Consider the following 19,144-nt stretch of genomic DNA (forward strand, 5'->3'; position numbering starts at 1 on the left):
ATGAGCACCCCAGGGCCGAAAAAGAGGTGACCCGGGCATCGAACCCGAGCCACCCCTTTACAACGTCGAACTACCGCTCACACAAAATGCAACAGCCCCTCCGCGGCACATAACCACACCACTGCGCAGCATTTGGTCTGCGTGACGGCACCAGTTGGGGCCGCGTTCACCATTCGTTAGCCGCGACTGAGCACAGTCCTCGCGGTGAGTGCAACAACCGAACGAGTGCTGCCCACGGCAGGCAAGAAGAGCTTCTTCTCGCGGCCGTGGACCGATTACGCACTGTTCCTGATTCTCGTGGGCCCCAACCTCGCTCTGTTGGCGGTCTTCACGTACCGCCCGTTGGTCGAGAACTTCCAGTTCTCGTTCTTCGACTGGAACCTGTCCTCGCCCACGTCCACGTTCGTCGGATTCGAGAACTACCGCGAATGGGCCGCCCGTGACGACACGTGGCAGATAGTCGGCAACACTGTCGTGTTCACCGTGGCCGCGGTCGTCGGCTCATTGGTGCTCGGCCTGATACTCGCGCTGCTGCTTGATCGTAAACTCCGGGGCCGCAACTTCGTTCGCTCCGCGGTGTTCGCGCCGTACGTGATCTCCGGTGCCGCGATCGGTATCGCATTCCAGTTCGTCTTCGATCCTAACTTCGGACTCGTCCAGGACCTGATGCGCAGATTCGGCCTCGGTGCGGTCCCGGATTTCTATCAGGATCCGAAATGGGCGATGGTCATGATCACCGTCACCTACCTGTGGAAGAACCTGGGCTACACCTTCGTCATCTATCTCGCGGCGCTGCAGGGTGTGCGCAAGGAATTGATGGAAGCGGCCGAGATCGACCAGGCCGGCCGCTGGACCACGTTCCGGAAAGTGCTTCTACCGCAACTGCGTCCGACGACGTTCTTCCTCTCGATCACGGTGCTGCTCAACTCCCTTCAGGTCTTCGACATCATCAACGTCATGACGCGCGGTGGCCCACTGGGCACCGGAACCACCACGATGGTCTACCAGGTCTACGAGGAAACGTTCCGTAACTTCCGGGCCGGCTACGGGGCGACCGTCGCGACCATCCTGTTCCTCGTGCTGTTGATCGTCACTCTCGTACAGGTACGAATCATGGATCGGGACGATCAGCGATGACCTTGGTGAGCAAGCCCGATGCTGCAGTGCCGGAAAAGCCTTCGCTCGGTCGGGACCCGCAGCGCACGCGTCGCAGCGCGAATGTCCTCGGCTACGCGGCCATGGTGGCCGTCCTGCTGATGATCGGCCTACCGCTGTTCTGGATTCTGGTCACCTCGTTCAAGGACCGACCCGACATCTACGTTCAACCGGTCACGTGGTGGCCCAGCAGTTTTCATCCGCAGAACTACAACGAGGCGACGACGGAGGTGCCGTTCTTCACGTACCTGCGCAACTCGATCGTCATCACCACGGCGGTCGCGTCGATCAAGTTCGTCCTCGGTGTGCTCAGTGCGTACGGCCTGGTCTTTCTGCGATTCCCGGGCAAGAACATCGTCTTCCTCGTCATCATTGCCGCACTGATGGTGCCCAACCAGATCACCGTCATCTCCAACTACTCGCTCATCTCCGAGCTCGGCTGGCGAAACTCGTTTCAGGGCATCATCATTCCGCTGGCCGGCGTTGCATTCGGTACCTTCCTGATGCGTAACCACTTCCTGTCGCTGCCACCGGAGATCATCGAGGCCGCGCGCATGGACGGCGCGGGCCCGGTGCGGTTGATGTTCCGCGTCATTCTGCCGCTGTCGGGTCCGACGATGGTGGCGTTCGCCATCATCACCATCGTCACCGAATGGAACGAATACCTCTGGCCGTTCCTGATGTCCGACGACTCGTCGGTTGCTCCGCTCCCGGTCGGCCTGACGCTGCTCCAGAACAGCGAGGGCTACACCAACTGGGGAGCGGTCATGGCCGCGACAGTGCTCACCATTCTGCCGATTCTTCTCGTCTTCCTCGTCCTGCAGCGCCACATGATCAAGGGCCTCACCTCCGGTGCGGTCAAGGGCTGATCCACCTCACTATCAGGAGTCGAACACCATGGCACACATCATCAATCGGCGTGGCTTCCTCACGCTCACCGGTGCGGCTGCGGCCGCCGCAGCCCTCGCAGCGTGCAGCGGTCCCGGATCGGGCTCGTCCGGCGGCGGCGGTGTCGAAGGCGATGCGAACACCATCAACTTCTGGTCGAACCACCCGGGCAAGTCCCAGGAGTTCGAGAAGGAGCTGATTTCGCGGTTCCAGGCGCAGAACCCCGGTCTGACGGTCAATCTCATCGACGGCGGCAAGAACTACGAGGAGGTGTCGCAGAAGTTCAACGCGGCGCTCTCGGGCAACGATGTGCCCGACGTCGTCGTACTCTCGGATGTCTGGTGGTTCAATTACGCACTGACCGGGGCGATCGAGCCCCTCGACAAGCACTTCTCTGCGGCCGGGGTCGACCAGTCCGATTACGTGGATTCGCTTCTTGCCGATTACAACTGGAACGGGAGCCACTGGGCTCTGCCGTACGCTCGCTCCACTCCGCTGTTCTACTACAACAAGGCCGTCTGGTCGGCAGCCGGCCTGCCCGATCGCGGACCGGCCACGTGGCAGGAATTCGACGAGTGGGGCCCGCGCATCCAGGCCGTCGTCGGAAACGGCAAGCTCGCCCACGGCTGGGGCAACGCCGTCGACTATCTCGGGTGGACGTTCGAGGGACCGATCTGGACGTTCGGCGGATCGTACTCCGATCAGTTCGAGCTGAAGTTCGACGACCCCAATACCATTGCGGCAGGCAAGTTCCTGCAGGACATGATCCACACCAAGAAGTACGCGGCGGTCTCCAACGACATCGCCAACGACTTCGCCGCGGGCATCCTCGCATCCACGATCGCCTCCACCGGAGACCTGTCCACCATCACCAAGGGTGCCGCATTCGAGTTCGGTACGGCCTTCCTGCCGGCCACCGACGGCGCGCCCGGATGCCCCACCGGCGGCGCGGGTCTGGCCATCCCGGCCAAGATCTCCGACGAGCGCAAGGTGAACGCACTCAAGTTCATCGATTTCGTGACCAACGGTGCCAACACTGCGTACTTCTCGCAGAACACCGGGTACATGCCGGTCCGCAAGTCGGCGCAGCAGGACCCGTCGGAAATCGCGTTCCTCGAGGCCAACCCGAACGCGAAGACAGCCGTCGACCAGTTGGCGCGTACCCGCTCCCAGGACGCTGCCCGCGTGTTCGTGCCCGGCGGCGACAAGATCATCGGTAGCGGTCTCGAGCAGATCGCTCTGCAGAATGCAGACGTCGCAACGACATTCGCGTCCGTCTCGGATCAATTGCAACAGATCATCGACCGCCAGATCACCCCGAAGCTGCCGAAGTAATGGCGACCGTTCACTATGCGGGTGTCTCGCACAGGTACCCGGGCGCGGACTCTCTCGCCGTCGACACGCTCGAACTCGACATAGCGGACGGCGAGTTCATCGTGCTGGTGGGACCGTCCGGATGTGGAAAGTCGACGAGTCTGCGGATGCTGGCCGGCCTCGAATCCGTCGAGAGCGGCCACATCGACATCGGCGGAGTGGACGTCACCTCGCTCGCCCCACGGGCGAGGGACGTCGCGATGGTGTTCCAGAACTACGCGCTGTACCCCAACATGACCGTCGGCGACAACATGGGCTTCGCACTGCGAAACGCGGGAATGAGCAAGGCCGACACAGCGGCTCGCGTACTGGACGCCGCGAGGATGCTCGAACTCGAGCCGCTGCTGGATCGCAAGCCCGGCAAGCTCTCCGGTGGGCAGCGGCAGCGAGTGGCCATGGGGCGAGCCATCGTTCGTCAACCCAAGGTGTTCTGCATGGACGAGCCGCTGTCCAACCTCGACGCCAAATTGCGAGTGTCGACGAGGGCCCAGATCGCCGGACTGCAGAAGCGATTGGGTACCACCACCGTGTACGTCACCCATGATCAGGTCGAGGCGATGACAATGGGTGACCGGGTTGCGGTGTTGCGGGACGGCAAGTTACAACAGATCGCCGCACCGCGGGAGCTGTACGACAACCCCGTCAACACCTTCGTCGCCGGGTTCATCGGGTCTCCCGGCATGAACCTCGTCGACGCTCCGGTACAGGAGGGTGCAGCAGTACTCGGCGACCTTCGGATTCCCGTTCCGACGTCGGCGGGCCACCGCGTCGTCGTCGGGGTTCGGCCGGAATCGTGGGAGCTCGTCGGCGAACATGCGGGTGGACTCCGGCTCACCGTCGAATTGATCGAGGAATTGGGTGCGGAGTCGTTCGTGTACGCCTCGGCACCCAACGCCGACGGTCAGTGGACGACGCCCTCGGGACGGATCTCGGTGAGGGTGGATCGTAAGCTGTCGGTCGCCCTCGCCGAGACCGTCCGGTTGAAGCCGGTGCTCGACGAACTGTTCTTCTTCGACTCCGCTACCGGCCTGCGGTTGTCCTGACGGGTTCGCCCAGATCCACCGGAAGTGTTGCCCACCCGTGCAATACGCGCGTGTCGCGACGGGTTCCCTCGCCTGCCGAACGCAGGTGGGGGAACCTGTCGAACAACGTCTTCAGACCCACCTCCGACTCTGCCTTCGCCAGCGCTGCGCCCAGGCAGTAGTGGCGTCCGCCGGAGAACGACAGGTGCTTACCCGCGTTGTCGCGGGTGACGTCGAACCGGTCGGGGTCCTCGAATACCAGCGGATCGCGGTTGGCACCGGCCAGCACGAGGACGACCAGTGAGTCCTTCGTGATCGGCACACCCTCCACGACGACGTCGTGCTTGGCCGCCCGAGCAGTCAGCTGAACGGGAGATTCCATCCGCAACATCTCGTCGATCGCGGTGGGCCAGTGCGATGGATCCTGTTGCAGCACAGCCAGTTGATCCGGATGATCGAGCAGGAGTTGGATGCCGCTGCCGAGCAGATTGACGGTTGTCTCGAACCCGGCCGCCAACACCAATCCTGCTGTGGCCCTGAGCTCTTCGTCGTTCAGGCCGATGCCCTCGTCCTCGGCGGCGATCAGTTGGCTCATCAGGTCGTCGCCGGGGTTGCGGCGCAGTTCGGCGATGTGCTGCGAGAGCCACGCGTCGAAACCGATGAGGCCATGCTCCACCTGCTTGAACTGGCTCCACGAGATACCGATGTCGAGGCTGGGTGCCGCCATTTCGCCGAATTCGAGGACGCGCTGATTGTCCTTCTCCGGAACGCCGAGGATGCGGCCGATGACTGCGACGGGAAGGCGAGCGCAGTATCGGTCGACGATGTCGACGACAGGGCTGCCGTCGGTCAGTTCGTCGAGTAGCGCGTCCGCGGTTTCCTGCACCTGATCTCGCATCTGCGCTACCGCCCGGGCGGTGAAGACCGAGGACACCAGCTTGCGGTAGCGGGTGTGATCGGGCGGCTCGACCGACAGCAGGGACGGCGGAAGGATCGGATGCAGGGCACCGGAACGGGTGTGGCGTTCCACCCACTTCAGCGGTGCAGGCAGCGTGCCGCCCAGTTGGGTGACCCGAAAATCGTCGGAGCGCAGCAGCGCGAACGCCACCCGGTGATGCACGGTGATGTTGGAGATTCGGGTCTTCACCAGCGGTGCCGTCGCCCGCAGTTCCTCGTACACCGGCGTCGGATTTGCCCGCGTCGCCGGATCGGCGACCAGCATGGCCTGCCGGTCACCGGCGGCCGCGGCACGCTTGGCCCCGAACCTGATGACCCCGTGCGCCGCGATCCACCGTACGAATTCCCTCATCCGACTGTCCTCCCCGTTGTCCCGCCCTATGTGAGTGGTTTCTCGTAGCAGACTACGAAGTTCCACTCACGTGCTACCAGATCTTGACGCGCTTCCCCGGGTCCAAGTACAGCGCATCACCGGGCTGAACGTCGAACGCTTCGTGAAAACTGTCCAGATTGCGCACGACTCCGTTGCACCGGAACTCCGGCGGCGAGTGCGGATCGACGGCGAGACGACGGATCGCTTCGGCGTCTCGTGCCTTGGTGCGCCATACCTGCGACCAGCCGAAGAACACGCGCTGCAACCCGGTCAGGCCGTCGAGCACCGGTGCGTCCTTGCCCTCGAGCGAGATCTCGTAGGCGGCGACGGCGATGGACAGGCCACCCAGATCGCCGATGTTCTCACCGATGGTGAATTCGCCGTTGACCTTGTGGCCGGGCAGTGCCTTCGGCTCGAATTCGTTGTACTGCTCGATCAGGGCTGTGGTGCGCTTACCGAATTCGGTGCGGTCGCTGTCGGTCCACCAATCCACCATGTTGCCGTCGCCGTCGTATTTGGCACCCTGGTCGTCGAATCCGTGCCCGATCTCGTGCCCGATGACGGCTCCGATTCCGCCGTAGTTGGCTGCGTCGTCGGCCTCGGCGTCGAAGAACGGCGGCTGCAGAATGGCTGCGGGAAAGACGATTTCGTTCATCCCGGGGTTGTAGTAGGCGTTGACGGTCTGCGGCGTCATGAACCATTCGTCGCGATCGACCGGTCCGCCGAGCTTGTCGAGATCACGCTGATAGTCGGCTTCGTAGCCGCGGCGGTAGTTGCCGAGCAGATCGTCGGCGGTGATGTCGACGCTCGAGTAGTCGCGCCAGCGGTCGGGGTAGCCGATCTTGGGAGTGAACTTGTCCAGCTTGTCCAAGGCTTTGCGGCGCGTCTCCGGGCTCATCCATTCGAGCTCGGAGATGTTGCGTCGGTAGGCCTCGGTGAGGTTGTCGACGAGCACCTGCATGCGTGCCTTCGAGTCCGCCGGGAAGTGGCGTTCGACGTAGAGCTTGCCGACGGCCTCGCCGAGGACGTCCTGTACCAGCGAGACGCCGCGCTTCCAGCGCTCGCGGTTCTCTTCCGTTCCGGTCAGAGTCGTTCCGTAGAACGCGAAGTTCTCGTCGACGAGTGCGCTGGTCAGGAACGGAGCCCGGGCATGTACGACGCGCCACGCGAGCCACGCCTTCCACGTCTCGATGTCCTCCGACGTCCACAGGGACACGAACGTGGTGACGAACGGTGGCTGGCGAACGACGATCTCGGCGAACTGTTCGGTGGTGCCGCCGAGGCCGGAAATCCATGCGGTCCAATTGAATCCGGGCTCGTTCTGCACCAGAGTGTCGAACTGGACGAGGTTGTAGCTCTTCTCTGCGTCACGTCGGGCGACGACGTCCCAGTGGCCCGCGGCGATCTTGCGCTCGAGGTCGAACACCGTCTGCGCGTCGTACTCGACGCCGCTGAGCGCGAACATCTTCGCGATGTGCGCGATGTAGCTCGCGCGGATGTCGGCGTATTCGTCCTGGCGGTAGTACGACTCGTCGGGCAGGCCGATTCCGGACTGGCTGAAGTGCACCAGGTAGCGGTCGGATCGCTTGGCGTCGGTGTCGACGTAGTGAGCGATACCGCCGCCGACTCCGGTGCGTTGCAGAGAGCCGAGAACGCCTGCGAGCGTGACCAAGTCGGTCGCATCGGCAACGGCGGCGAGCTCGTCGGCGATCGGGGTGGTGCCGAGCTGTTCGGCCCGGTCGGCGTCCATGAAGCTCGAGAACAGGTCGCCGATCTTCTGTGCGTCGCTACCGGCGGGCGGATTCGCGGCCGCCGATTCTTCGATGATGGTCTGTACGTCGACCTCGGCGCGGTCGTACAACGTCCGGAACGCACCGTCGACGGCGCGGTCGGCGGGAATGCTGTAGTCCTCCAGCCATTTGCCGTTGACGTGCACGAAGAGGTCGTCCTGCGCGCGTGTGTTCTCGTCCTGGTAGCTGAGATCGATGCCCGAGTTCACTACTGAAGTCATGTATCCATCTTTACACTCTTGCGCTCGATTGAACGGGTGTTTAACGTGCTGTACATGCGTTCAGCATCGGAGGATCTGACCACCCGCGCGCGGATCCGCGACACCGCGATCGACGTCTTCGGCGTGCAGGGTTTCACCGCCGGTGTGCGGTCCATTGCCAGCGCCGCCGGCGTCTCACCCGGGCTGCTCAACCACCACTTCGGGTCCAAGGACGGACTTCGCGCGGCGTGCGACGAGTACGTCCTGCAAACGATCCGCGAATCGAAGGCCGCCTCGGCCGGTCCTACCGGGGTGATGGAACAGCTTGCTCGCATCGACGAGTACGCACCGCTCGTCGCCTACATCGTGCGGAGCTTCTCCTCGGGCGGAACGCTGGCCCGAGAGTTGTTCGAGCACATGGTCGACGACGCGGTCCGGTACCTCGACGACGGAGTACGCGACGGCCGATTCACACCCAGCCGCGACCCCGCGGCGCGCGCCCGGTTCCTGACGCGCCAGAACGTGGGCGGTCTGCTGTTGTACGTGCAGATGGCCGGCCCGGACGTCGATTTCCGTGCGGCTCTGAGCGCGCTCGGCGACGAGGTCATGCTGCCGGCACTCGAGCTGTACACCGACGGATTGTTCACCGATTCCCGAATCTTGGACACCTATCTGGAGGCCGAGCAATGACCGACGCCATCGCAGTCGACGATCTGGTGAAGACGTTCGGTTCGGTCCGGGCCCTCGACGGCCTGAACCTGCACGTCGAGACCGGTGATGTGCACGGCTTTCTCGGCCCCAACGGGTCGGGTAAATCCACCACGATCCGCGTCCTGCTCGGTCTCGTGCGCGCGACGTCGGGGACGGTCCGGTTGCTCGGCGGTGATCCGTGGGCAGACGGCGTCGCACTGCGTCGACGGCTGGCCTACGTTCCCGGAGATGTGACGCTGTGGCCCTCGTTGACCGGCGGGGAGGTGATCGATCTGCTCGCCAGGATGCGCGGCGGTATCGACTCCGACCGCCGGGCGGAGCTGATCGAACGGTTCTCCCTCGACCCAGGCAAGCGGAGTCGCACCTATTCGAAAGGCAACCGCCAGAAGGTCGCTCTGATCTCGGCCCTGGCATCGAACGTGGAGCTGCTGCTCCTCGACGAGCCCACTTCCGGTCTCGATCCCCTGATGGAGCAGCAGTTCGCCGAATGCGTGAAAGATGCTGCGCGACGCGGAGTCACGGTGCTGCTGTCCTCGCACATCCTGTCCGAGGTGGATGCGTTGTGCAGTTCGGTCACCATCGTCCGGGACGGGCGCACGGTGGACACCGGGACCCTGGCGTCGATGCGGCACCTCACCCGCACGACGATGACCCTCACTGTGGATCGAGTACCCGGCGATCTCGACAGGCTCACCGGGGTCAGCGGGGTGACCGTGGACGGGTCCACGATTACCTGCACGGTGGAGAACGAGGCGCTCGCTGCGGTGATGCACGTCCTGGCCGACGCAGGCGTGCAGAGCATGATCAGCTCCGCGCCGACTCTCGAAGAGCTGTTCCTGAGGTACTACGCATGAACAGCCTGAGCGGCACAGTGGCATTGCTGCGGTTGTATCTACGCCGCGACCGACTCGTGTTGCCGATCTGGGTCGTTCTGCTCGGAGCGCTCCCGCTGCTGTACGCGGTCAGCTTCGAGGGGCTGTATCCGACGGCGGCAGACCGTCGAGCGTTCTATCTCGGCACCGAGGCAGTGCCGGCGCAAGCGGTTCTCGTAGGGCCGATCTTCGGTAGCGACCTCGGTGCCCTGGTGTCGTGGCGCGCTGGACTGATGCTGACCCTCGTTCCGTTGGCGGCGATCCTCACCGTCGTTCGGCATACCCGCGGTGAGGAGGACGCGGGCCGTGTCGAACTGGTCGGGTCGACTGCAGTGGGCAGATTCGCAGGACTGACAGCGGCCGTGCTGCTGGCGGGCGGCGGTGTGGTGGCGACGGGAATGCTGTCGTTCGTCTCGCTGTGGGCGTTCGGTCTGCCGGTGGCCGGGAGCGTCGCGTTCGGTGCCTCGATCGTCGTCGTCGGTGCGGTGTTCGTCGGCTGCGCGGGGCTGGCGGCACAGGTGGCGTCCGGGGCTCGCGCGGCTCGCGGCTATGCCCTCGGCGTGTTGGCCGCAGCGTTCGTTCTCAGAGCGATCGGCGACATCGGTTCGGGAACCCTGTCGTGGTTCTCGCCGATCGGGTGGTCGGCGCAGGTGCGACCGTTCGCCGACGAACGGTGGTGGCCGCTGTTGCTGTCGCTGGCGACCGCTACGGCGTTCGTCGCCGCAGCGTTCGTGGCAGCGAATCGACGCGATCTCGGCAGTGGTCTGCGGGCCGAACGCCGCGGCCGGGTGGCTGCCGTTCCGTCGCTGTCCGGTCCCGTCGCCCTCGCGTGGCGACTCTCGCGCGGAACCACCGTCGTCTGGACCGTCGGCCTCGCCCTGTTCGGTATCGCGATCGGATCGTCCACGGACGGCATCGGCGATCAACTCGGCAGCAGCGCCGCCATCAGCGACGCACTGGGCAAGTTCGGCGGCACCACGATCGAACAGTCGTTCATCGCCGTCGTGCTGAGCATGGTCGGCATCATGGTGGCGGCCTATTCCGCGTCGGCCGTGCTACGTCTGCACAGCGAGGAAGAGTCGGGTCTGGCCGAGATCGTGCTGGCCACCGGTATCTCGCGCCGTCGGTGGGCAGCAGGGTATCTGCTCTTCGCCGTGCTCGGCCCGGTGTGGCTACTGCTGGTCGTCGGCGTCACCATCGGGCTGACGTATGGGCCGGCTACCGGCAATATTTCGGGCGAACTGCCGTCCGTCGTGGTCGGCGCACTGGCTCAGCTCCCGGCCGTGTGGGTGGTGACGGCCATCGGCGTGGCATTGTTCGGCGCTGTCCCTCGATTCGCGACCGTCCTGTGGGCGGTCCTCGGCGGCTTCGTTGCCCTGGGGCAGATCGGGGCGGTGGTCGGGCTGCCCCAGTGGTCACAGGACATCTCGCCGTTCACCCACCTGCCCAAGCTGCCGGGTGGAGAATTCTCGGTAATGCCCTCGCTGTGGCTCGTCGCTGTCGCCGCCGCCGCAGGCGGTGCCGGAAGCATCGCGCTGCGCCGACGGGACGTCCGCGGCTGAGTGAATCGGCCGCGACTCAGTTCGGTGTCGAGTCGCCGTACTGGTTCTCGACGTTCTGCTGGAATTCGTCGGCGCATTGCTGTTGCGCTGCAGTATCGCTGCCTGCGTTGGTCATGCAGTCGGTGAAGTCCTGTCCACCGACTGCATTGAACAGGCCGACGCCGACGACGACGAGAACGATCGACAAAGCCGCCGCCACGAAACCGAGAATGATCGCGATGAGAGACACGGTGCCGTTGGTGGCGACGCGCTTCTTGTACCTCGACCGACCGATGAAGCCGAGGACGATCGCGATCAGGCCGAGAACAATGCCGCCGACGATGGTCCAGGAGAACAGCACACCGAGAATCGCGAGAACCAGAGCCACTGTGCCGATGGTGTTCTTCGGCGCTACCGGCTGTTGCTCGTATCCACCCTGCTGATATCCGCCCTGCTGGGGGTACTCGCCGGGTGAAGGGTAGTTTCCGGGCGGGGGATAGTCATTCGACACGTCTGATACCTCCGAGATCGGCGATCGTGAACGCTCGGAGTGTATGCAGATCTCAGTCGTGCGCGCAGACGCCACGTGCCCCCGTGATCAACTTGTCATCGAGCGTTCCTGTCAGCCGCCCAGTCGCGAGTGCATCTCCCAGATCAGGATCTCGGCTGGTTCCGAGGCTGTAATTCGCTGTCCGCCAGTGGAACTCATGCGTACCGCGTCACCCTCGTACAGTTCTCCGACACCCTCCATCGAGACGGTGCCGCGGACCACGAACACGTGCACGAACGGTGCGTCGGGAACGGTCACGGTCGAATCCGGTGTCAGTCGCGCAGCGTGCAACGCGGCCGATTTCTGGCCGATGCCGATGGCCGCCTGACCACGGTGTCGGTTCATTCCCGACGCGACGGTGACGAGTCCGCCGCGCAGCAGTTCGTCGTCGATCTCGAGTTGCTCGTAGCCCGGTGCGGTGCCGGGGCTGTCGGGCATCACCCACATCTGTACGAAGCGGACGGGTTCGGTGTGCCGATTGCCGTCGATACTCCAGGAGTCGTTCTTCTCCGAGTGCATGATGCCTTTGCCCGCACTCATCCGTTGCGCCAGTCCGGGATAGATGATGCCGGAGTGCCCGATCGAATCCTGATGCACCAGAGAGCCCTGCACCACCCACGTGATGATTTCCGTGTCGCGGTGCGGATGCGTCTCGAATCCCTGCCCGGCGGTGACGATGTCGTCGTTGTTCACCAACAACAGGCCGTGGTGGGTGTTCTCGGGGTCGTAGTGCTGACCGAAAGAGAACGAGTGCTTCGAGTCGAGCCAGGACACACGGGTTTTCAGTCGATCACCGGCACGATGCACGTCGATGTGGGCGGTCAGTGGAGCGGACATGTCCCCACAGTACGAGCATGTCGATGCACCGGCGTACGACCTGCATAACGTTCGGGTGTCTTTGCCGCCGGGGTGTGACGGCGGCCCCGAGTGGGTAGGTTCGGACACGGTACGGTCACACGCTCTGCAACTCCCCGAAGGCGGCGAGAGATACTCATGGTCGGTTCCAGCTCGAGCGCGGCACACGCTGTTCGACACCTGCTCGAGGACGCACTGGTGTCGTGGTTGCCAGGTCAACGATGGTTCGGCGCAAAGGGTTCGACGGTGGGTGCCGTACGGATCGTCGCTCGCGACGTACTGCACGACGAGCCGCATTTCGCCGCCGAGCACCTGCTCGTCGAGGTGGACCTCGTCCAAGACGGCACGTCGGTGACCCAGACCTATCAGGTGCCCCTCGGTTTCCGCACCGAGGTACCCGAGGAACTACGCCCGTGGCTGTTGCCGGTGCCCGGTGAGGTGGCTGTGTTCGACGGGTTACGTGACCCCGAAATCATCGCCCTGTACGGTGACGCGTTCTCCGATGAGAACCCCACGGGCAGTATCGAATTCATGGTCGTCGACGGTTCGAGCGTGCCGCAGGGCATGCGCGGTCGGGTTCTGGGTGCAGAGCAGTCCAACACGTCGGTGATCCTCGGTGATCTGCTGCTGCTCAAGCTGTTTCGTCAGGTACCGCCCGGAATCAGTCCGGACGTCGAGTTGCACCGCGCGCTGGCCGAGGCCGGCAGCGTCAATGTGGCACCGCTGCGAGGGTGGCTCGAAGCGCAGGTCGGCGGTGAGACGACCACGCTGGGGATGATCCAGGACTTCGCCGCGAATTCTGCCGAGGGATGGACCACTGCGCTGGCCAGCGTGCGCGAGGTGTTCGATTCCCCCGACACACCGATCGAGGATTTGTCCGCCGATTTCGCTCCCCACGCGTATCGACTCGGCGCTGCCGTCGCGCAGGTACACCACGACCTCGCTTCGGTTTTGGGTACCGCCGAACGTTCCGTGGAATCGACGGCCGTCGAAGAAATCCTCGAGCGCATCTCCGGAGTAGCGCGAGTGGTTCCGGAGATCGCCCAGTACATCCCCGCCGCGACGGCCCTGATCTCACGGGCCGAGGCGTCGAGCAGTACCACCGTCCAACGCATTCACGGCGATCTGCATCTGGGGCAGGTATTGGGGACCCCCGAACGGTGGCTGCTCATCGATTTCGAGGGAGAGCCGGCCAAGACGCTGGACGAGCGCAGACAAATGGACAGTGCTTTGCGCGACGTCGCGGGAATGCTGCGGTCGTTCGACTATGCCGCCAACCACCTCCTCGTCGACCTGCCGGAGGACCCGGCTCTACGGGAACGCGCCGAGCAGTGGGCTGCGCGGAGCATCACGGCCTTCTTCGACGGGTACGCGTCGGTGGCCGGCCACGATCCTCGCGACGAAGCCGATCTGCTGCGCGCGTACGAACTGGACAAAGCGGTCTACGAGGTTCTGTACGAAGCGCGCAATCGACCGACCTGGCTGTCTCTGCCGATGCGCGCGGTCGAACGGTTGGTCAGCTGACGGCCGGGAAACGGGCTGTAGGGGCGGGCGTGGACCGGCCCGTCTACGACAAGTACCGTATTGCCTGACACGGGAGGCAGGACATGAACGGTATTTTGGCAATTTTCGGCATCGCGGTGGTAGTCATCACCATCGTCGTGGTGGTCGTGCTCGTCGCGGTGTTGTTCGTCGCGTCGATCAAGCCCGACAAGCTGAACATCGACCTTGGTCGCAAGAAGCGTGAACGGGAAGAAAGTTCCTCGAAGGTCTGAGACCTCGGTCACCTCTGGCACCGATTCGCGCAGACGCGGAGTTGTATCGATTCGAAGCGTCGGTCGACGCTTCCGGTTCTACAACTGGAGACCTCGTGAGCACAGCACTGTCAGCGCCTACGGAGCCCGACTGCAGGGCACGCCTGTTCGGTGAGACTGTGCCGGCCCAGTTCGCTCGTTTCGTGATAGTCGGGCTATCGAGCAACGGCGTCTACGCACTGCTGTTCGTCGCTCTCGCGTCGTTCGGATCTTTCCCCGCCAATCTGGCGGGAGCGTCGGCGAGCACCGTTCTTGCCAACGAGTTGCACCGTCGTCACACCTTCCACGCCGCCGACCGCGTCGGCTGGTTCCAGACCCAGTGGGAAGCGGGAGGACTCGCCCTGATCGGGCTGGGTCTGAGTACCGCCGCGCTGGCCGCAGTCCACCTCCTCGTTCCCGCCGCCGCCACGTACGTTCAAGTTCTGGCTGTGATCGCCGTCAGCGGTCTGGTCGGTGCCGCTCGATTCCTCGCCCTTCGCGGATGGGTGTTCCGCTCGCCGAGCCTCCCCGGGATGGAAGCGGCCCACTCGTGATGCTGTGACAGAGCACGACCGGTCTCGAAGATCGGTTGCTACCTGTAACAGAGTTTCGGCGAGGCTTCGTGATAGTCGCCCGTATCGACCTAGGCTCGTGAGCTGACGTCAATGCGAGGAGGCATGTCGAATGGCCAGGGATCTGACACAGCTCGAGCTTCTGCAGGAGCTGGTGCCCACTGCCGAGGACAACGTGAACCGTCATATTTCGATGGCGCGCGAATGGCATCCCCACGACTACGTGCCGTGGGACGAAGGCCGTAACTTCGCCGCTCTCGGCGGTACGGACTACGACCCGGAGCAGTCCAAGCTCTCCGACGTCGCGCAGGCCGCGATGATCACCAACCTGCTCACCGAGGACAATCTGCCGTCCTACCACCGTGAGATCGCCGAGAACTTCTCCCAGGACGGTGCCTGGGGAACGTGGGTCGGCCGCTGGACTGCCGAAGAGAACCGTCACGGCATCGTCATGCGCGACTACCTGGTCGTCACCCGCGGCGTCGATCCCGTCGCCCTCGAAGAAGCCCGCATGATCCACATGACCAACGGCTACGCGTCGCCCGCCGGCGCAGGGGTCGGTCTGTTGCACTCGGTGGCGTACGTGACGTTCCAGGAACTCGCGACCCGTGTCTCGCACCGCAACACCGGCAAGGTCTGTGACGACCCGATCGCCGACCGCATGCTCCAGCGCATTGCCGCCGACGAGAACCTGCACATGATCTTCTATCGCAACATCACCGGCGCAGCGATGGACATCTCGCCGGATCAGACGTTGCAGGCCGTCTCGGACATCGTGACGAACTTCGTCATGCCCGGTGCCGGCATGCCGAACTTCCGCCGCAACGGTGTGTTGATGGCCAAGCACGGCATCTACGACCTGCGTCAGCACCTCGAAGACGTCGTCTGGCCCGTGCTGCGCAAGTGGCAAGTGTTCGAGCGCAACGACTTCACCGCCCGCGGTGAGAACAAGCGCGAAGAACTCGCCGCGTTCCTCGAAGACCTCGAGCGCCAGGCAACCAAGTTCGAGGAGATGCGAGATCGCTCGCTGGCCCGCGAACGCGCCAAAGCCGAGGCGCGCGCGTCCTGAGGTGCCTGCGGCAGTGGTGCGACAAGGCCTGCGGGTCGTTCCGCAGGCTCCACTCCCATGTGCCCCCAGCGGCATATAACCGCACCACTGCGGCGAAGCCGCATACTGTGGTGTGAACGAATTCTGGGACCGCATTTCCGCGGTGAGTCCTGATCCACCCGTGTGGATCGTCCAAGTGGCTGCCCTGGCGGCGCTCGTCATCGTCGTGTTGCCGCAGACCTGGCGGATTGCACGCAACGTGGTGACCATCGCGCACGAGGGTGCGCACCTGTTCGTCGCGTTGATCACCGGGCGTCAGTTGATGGGTCTTCGGCTGCATTCGGATACGTCCGGCGTCGCGATCTCCAAGGGCAAACCCACCGGGCTCGGGGTCATCGCCATGACTTTCGCGGGCTACGTCGGGCCGTCGCTTCTCGGACTCGGAGCCGCTCTGGTACTGGGTACACAGCGAGCGTCGGCGGTGTTGTGGATCGGTATCATCTCGATTGCGTTGATGCTGTTGATGATTCGCAACATCTACGGACTGCTGTCTCTCGTCACCGTCGGTGGACTGCTGTTCGTCGTGTCCTGGTGGGGTACCGGGGAACAGCAGGTCGCTGCGGCGTACTTCATCACGTTCTTCCTGCTGATCGCCGGTCCGCGCCCCGTTCTCGAACTGCAGAAATCCCGAAGTGCCGGACGGGCGCAGGACTCCGACGCCGATCAACTGGCTCGGCTCACATTCCTGCCCGGCATCGTCTGGGTCGGACTGTTCCTCGTCGTCACCGTCGGCGCACTCGCACTGGGGGCGTGGAGAATCCTCGTTCCGGTGCAGTGACGGCGGCTTGGATGAAGCGCTAGAACACCACCCACAGCAGTGATGCGACGGCAAAGATGGCCAGTCCCAGTGTCGTTTCCATGACCGTCCAGGTCTTGAGGGTGGTCTTCTCGTCCATGCCGAAGAAGCGGCTGACGAGCCAGAAGCCGGAGTCGTTGACGTGGGAGAGGACGGTGGCTCCGGCGGCCAGTGCGAACACCAACAGCGCGATCTTGAAATTGCTCAGATCGAGCTCGGCGACCTGGACCGAGATCAGCCCGGCGGTGGTGGTGAGGGCGACGGTGGCCGAACCCTGCGCGACGCGTAGCGCGGTGGCGATCAGGAAGGCCTGCAACAGGATCGGTAGTCCGAGATCGGACAACGAGGCGGTCAGAGACTGGCCGATTCCACTGGCCCGAAGTACTCCGCCGAACATGCCGCCGGCACCGGTGATCAGGATGATCGAGCAGATCGGACCGAGGGCCTGGTCCATGTACTTGGCGCCGTCGGCGACAGGGAAGCGTCCGGGCGCGAGGATGAACAGGGCCAACAGCAAGGTGATGAGCAGCGCGATGGGCGTTTGACCGATGAGAGTCAGGGCCGCTGCCCAGGTTTCGTCTCCGGTCAGCACACCCGAGGTGGTCAGCGTGTTGACGACGGTGTTGAGCGAGATGAGGACCAACGGCGTCAGCAGGATGAGCAGCACCGCAGCGAACTTGGGGGCGGGGTCGCGGAGTGCGGCCATCTCCTTGTCGTGTTCTTCGGAGTTCTGCGACCCGGCTGCGAAGAGGTCGGCAGGCGCGGTGACGAATCGTTTGCCGAGCTGGGTACCGACCAGGTAGGAGCCGACAAACCAGGAGACGACGGCGACGGGAACTCCGACGAGAAGCACCGAACCGATATCTCCGCCGAGGAGTTCCGTGGCGGCGACGGGGCCGGGGTGCGGGGGAACGATGGCGTGCATCGCGGCGAACGCGCCTGCGGTCGGCAGTGCGTACAGCAGCACCGATCCACCGAAGCGTTTGGCGACTGTGAAGATGATCGGTAGGAAGACGACGAGTCCGGCGTCGAAGAAGATGGGGAAGCCGAAGATCAGCGCGGCGACACCGAGGGCGAGCGGTGCGCGCTTGGCTCCGAATCGGTTGATCAGGGTATCGGCCAATACTTGAGCGCCACCGGTGATTTCGAGTAGTCGGCCGACCATCACACCCAGGGCGACGAGTAGAGCGACCGAACCGAGGGTGGAACTGAAGCCCGAGAGCAATGCCGACGGCACGTCTGCCAGTGGAATGCCCGCTGCGACGGCGGTGACGGCGCTGACCAGAACCAGCGAGACGAAGGCGTGCAGTTTCACCTTCATGATCAGGAACAGCAGAACTGCGACGGCTGCTGCGGCGATCAGGAGTAGGGGAGTCGTCCCGTACGCCGGTTCGATCGGATCCATCTGTGTACCTCGTTCACTCGGCTGGAGATTCGACCATAACGGACAGCTCGGTGCCCGCGCGGGGATACCGAGCACGGTCGTCGGACCTGGAGTTCGTGGTGGAGTACCGTGCGGGTATGAGTGATGGGGATCACGTAGTGGGTGGGGACAGCTCCGACAAGCCTTCGAAGGACGCTCTACGCGAGCAAGCGCAGCGCTATGCCGCAGCGGCTCGGCTGAAGATGAAGGAGCGACGCGAGAAGGCGTCGGGGGGCCTCGGGTCCGTGGTCGCCGACCGTGCAGGAAATTGGGATCTCGACGATCAGAACACCGTGGCGATGGACCGTCAGCAGAAGCTCTGGAACGGGGTGATGGATCGCTACTTCCGGATGGAGATCGACGGGTGGGAGACGATTCCCGAGTCGCCGGTTCTTGTCGTCGGAGTGCATTCGGGTGCGCCGTTCGTGTGGGACGCGTGGACGGTGGGTGCGCAGTGGTGGCGGCATTTCGGCGACAAGCGAATCCTGCACGGCACTGCGCACGACGCGCTGATGGCATTTCCGTTGATCGGCAAGGTCTTTCGATCCATGGGTGTGTTGCCTGCGGCTCCGGACTCGATGTCGACCGCGTTGGCCGAGGGCCGAGATGTGATCGTGTGGCCCGGTGGTGAGGTCGATTCGCTGCGGCCGTGGAGCAAGCGTGACGAGGCGACACTCGGTGGTCGAACCGGTTTCGTCAAGCTTGCGATCCGGATGGGTGTGCCCATCGTGCCGGTGGCGACCGTGGGCGGGGCCGACGCCATGCCGGTGCTCATTCGAGGCGACAAGCTCGCAAAAGCGCTCGGACTGGACAGGTTTGCGCGCCTGAAGGTCTTTCCCATCGCCATCTCGCTGCCGTGGATCATCGCGCCTGCCGCGCTGCCGCAGATTCCGTTGCCCGCCAAGATCCGAACCCGGTTCATGCCTCCGGTCGAGCTCGACCACGATCCGTCGCGCTGTGACGACGAGGCCTACGTCGACGCGAAATACGACGAGGTCCGCGCCAGTATTCAGGCCGGCATGGACGAGCTCGCCAGCAAGCGCAGGTTCCCGGTGTTCGGCTAGTTGTAATGAGCAGGGACGTTGTGGACGGCGTGGCAGCGACAGATAGGTGAGGACCTCCGGTATCGGTGTGGTTACCACAACTGCACCGACAACCGAGAGG

The 19,144-nt window shown here is 64.1% G+C and carries 18 protein-coding genes; 13 read left to right on the forward strand and 5 right to left on the reverse strand.

The window, feature by feature from the left end:
• Positions 1-204: 204 nt before the first annotated feature.
• The 4 genes from CH268_RS15525 to CH268_RS15540 are packed head-to-tail and all read left to right on the forward strand — an operon-like array spanning position 205 to position 4,460.
• The gene (locus CH268_RS15525; protein WP_176457960.1) at positions 205-1,137 is read left to right on the forward strand and encodes a carbohydrate ABC transporter permease; all 933 of its coding nucleotides are present in this window, start codon (positions 205-207) and stop codon (positions 1,135-1,137) included.
• Positions 1,134-2,024, forward strand: coding sequence for a carbohydrate ABC transporter permease (locus CH268_RS15530; RefSeq protein WP_027495271.1), 891 nt, complete (start codon positions 1,134-1,136; stop codon positions 2,022-2,024). Before CH268_RS15525 ends, CH268_RS15530 begins: the two co-directional genes overlap by 4 nt.
• A gap of 28 nt (positions 2,025-2,052) precedes the next feature.
• Complete coding sequence (locus CH268_RS15535) at positions 2,053-3,378, forward strand: ABC transporter substrate-binding protein (RefSeq protein WP_032392476.1); 1,326 nt, start codon at positions 2,053-2,055, stop codon at positions 3,376-3,378.
• Positions 3,378-4,460 (forward strand): ABC transporter ATP-binding protein, encoded by a 1,083-nt coding sequence (locus tag CH268_RS15540; RefSeq protein ID WP_094664933.1) that lies wholly within the window; start codon positions 3,378-3,380, stop codon positions 4,458-4,460. Before CH268_RS15535 ends, CH268_RS15540 begins: the two co-directional genes overlap by 1 nt.
• Here the strand turns inward: CH268_RS15540 and CH268_RS15545 are convergent.
• Together CH268_RS15545 and CH268_RS15550 are read right to left on the reverse strand one after the other, a co-directional pair.
• The gene (locus CH268_RS15545) at positions 4,438-5,748 is read right to left on the reverse strand and encodes a cytochrome P450 (protein ID WP_094664935.1); all 1,311 of its coding nucleotides are present in this window, start codon (positions 5,746-5,748) and stop codon (positions 4,438-4,440) included. The two genes, CH268_RS15540 and CH268_RS15545, sit on opposite strands and share 23 nt — an antisense overlap.
• A gap of 73 nt (positions 5,749-5,821) precedes the next feature.
• Positions 5,822-7,780 (reverse strand): M13 family metallopeptidase, encoded by a 1,959-nt coding sequence (locus CH268_RS15550; RefSeq protein WP_094664937.1) that lies wholly within the window; start codon positions 7,778-7,780, stop codon positions 5,822-5,824.
• A 54-nt stretch (positions 7,781-7,834) separates the two neighbouring features.
• Between CH268_RS15550 and CH268_RS15555 the strand changes: the two genes are divergently transcribed.
• Genes CH268_RS15555 through CH268_RS15565 form a run of 3 tightly spaced genes read left to right on the forward strand, consistent with a single transcriptional unit; the run spans position 7,835 to position 10,904 of the window.
• Positions 7,835-8,449: a TetR/AcrR family transcriptional regulator gene (locus CH268_RS15555; protein ID WP_094664947.1), complete on the forward strand. Its 615-nt coding sequence runs from the start codon at positions 7,835-7,837 to the stop codon at positions 8,447-8,449.
• The gene (locus tag CH268_RS15560; protein ID WP_094664939.1) at positions 8,446-9,324 is read left to right on the forward strand and encodes an ABC transporter ATP-binding protein; all 879 of its coding nucleotides are present in this window, start codon (positions 8,446-8,448) and stop codon (positions 9,322-9,324) included. The genes CH268_RS15555 and CH268_RS15560 overlap by 4 nt, the downstream gene beginning before the upstream one ends.
• Positions 9,321-10,904, forward strand: coding sequence for an ABC transporter permease (locus CH268_RS15565; RefSeq protein ID WP_255182405.1), 1,584 nt, complete (start codon positions 9,321-9,323; stop codon positions 10,902-10,904). The genes CH268_RS15560 and CH268_RS15565 overlap by 4 nt, the downstream gene beginning before the upstream one ends.
• A gap of 16 nt (positions 10,905-10,920) precedes the next feature.
• Here CH268_RS15565 and CH268_RS15570 read toward each other — a convergent pair whose 3' ends face one another.
• Together CH268_RS15570 and CH268_RS15575 are read right to left on the reverse strand one after the other, a co-directional pair.
• A complete protein-coding gene (locus CH268_RS15570; protein ID WP_228139326.1) occupies positions 10,921-11,394 on the reverse strand; it encodes a DUF4190 domain-containing protein in 474 nt (157 codons plus the stop codon).
• 111 nt (positions 11,395-11,505) lie between these two features.
• The gene (locus CH268_RS15575) at positions 11,506-12,270 is read right to left on the reverse strand and encodes a pirin family protein (protein WP_032382365.1); all 765 of its coding nucleotides are present in this window, start codon (positions 12,268-12,270) and stop codon (positions 11,506-11,508) included.
• Between the two features lie 156 nt (positions 12,271-12,426).
• Here CH268_RS15575 and CH268_RS15580 point away from each other — a divergent pair, with 156 nt between their 5' ends.
• The 5 genes from CH268_RS15580 (at position 12,427) to CH268_RS15595 (ending at position 16,539) form a co-directional block, all read left to right on the forward strand.
• The gene (locus CH268_RS15580; protein WP_094664941.1) at positions 12,427-13,812 is read left to right on the forward strand and encodes a maltokinase N-terminal cap-like domain-containing protein; all 1,386 of its coding nucleotides are present in this window, start codon (positions 12,427-12,429) and stop codon (positions 13,810-13,812) included.
• An 83-nt stretch (positions 13,813-13,895) separates the two neighbouring features.
• Positions 13,896-14,063 (forward strand): hypothetical protein, encoded by a 168-nt coding sequence (locus tag CH268_RS27925; RefSeq protein ID WP_167326956.1) that lies wholly within the window; start codon positions 13,896-13,898, stop codon positions 14,061-14,063.
• A gap of 95 nt (positions 14,064-14,158) precedes the next feature.
• Positions 14,159-14,635 carry a GtrA family protein gene (locus CH268_RS15585; protein ID WP_052054774.1) on the forward strand — a complete coding sequence of 159 codons (477 nt, stop codon included), beginning with the start codon at positions 14,159-14,161 and terminating at the stop codon, positions 14,633-14,635.
• Between the two features lie 130 nt (positions 14,636-14,765).
• On the forward strand, positions 14,766-15,722 hold the full coding sequence (locus tag CH268_RS15590) for an acyl-ACP desaturase (RefSeq protein WP_027495283.1): 957 nt from the start codon (positions 14,766-14,768) through the stop codon (positions 15,720-15,722).
• Between the two features lie 112 nt (positions 15,723-15,834).
• Positions 15,835-16,539 carry a M50 family metallopeptidase gene (locus tag CH268_RS15595; RefSeq protein ID WP_094664943.1) on the forward strand — a complete coding sequence of 235 codons (705 nt, stop codon included), beginning with the start codon at positions 15,835-15,837 and terminating at the stop codon, positions 16,537-16,539.
• Between the two features lie 19 nt (positions 16,540-16,558).
• Here CH268_RS15595 and CH268_RS15600 read toward each other — a convergent pair whose 3' ends face one another.
• On the reverse strand, positions 16,559-17,962 hold the full coding sequence (locus CH268_RS15600; protein ID WP_094664945.1) for a GntP family permease: 1,404 nt from the start codon (positions 17,960-17,962) through the stop codon (positions 16,559-16,561).
• 116 nt (positions 17,963-18,078) lie between these two features.
• Between CH268_RS15600 and CH268_RS15605 the strand changes: the two genes are divergently transcribed.
• The gene (locus CH268_RS15605) at positions 18,079-19,044 is read left to right on the forward strand and encodes a lysophospholipid acyltransferase family protein (protein ID WP_094664951.1); all 966 of its coding nucleotides are present in this window, start codon (positions 18,079-18,081) and stop codon (positions 19,042-19,044) included.
• The last annotated feature ends 100 nt before the right edge of the window (positions 19,045-19,144 follow it).

This window comes from Rhodococcus sp. 06-1460-1B (genome assembly GCF_002258475.1).
Lineage (GTDB): Bacteria > Actinomycetota > Actinomycetes > Mycobacteriales > Mycobacteriaceae > Rhodococcoides > Rhodococcoides fascians.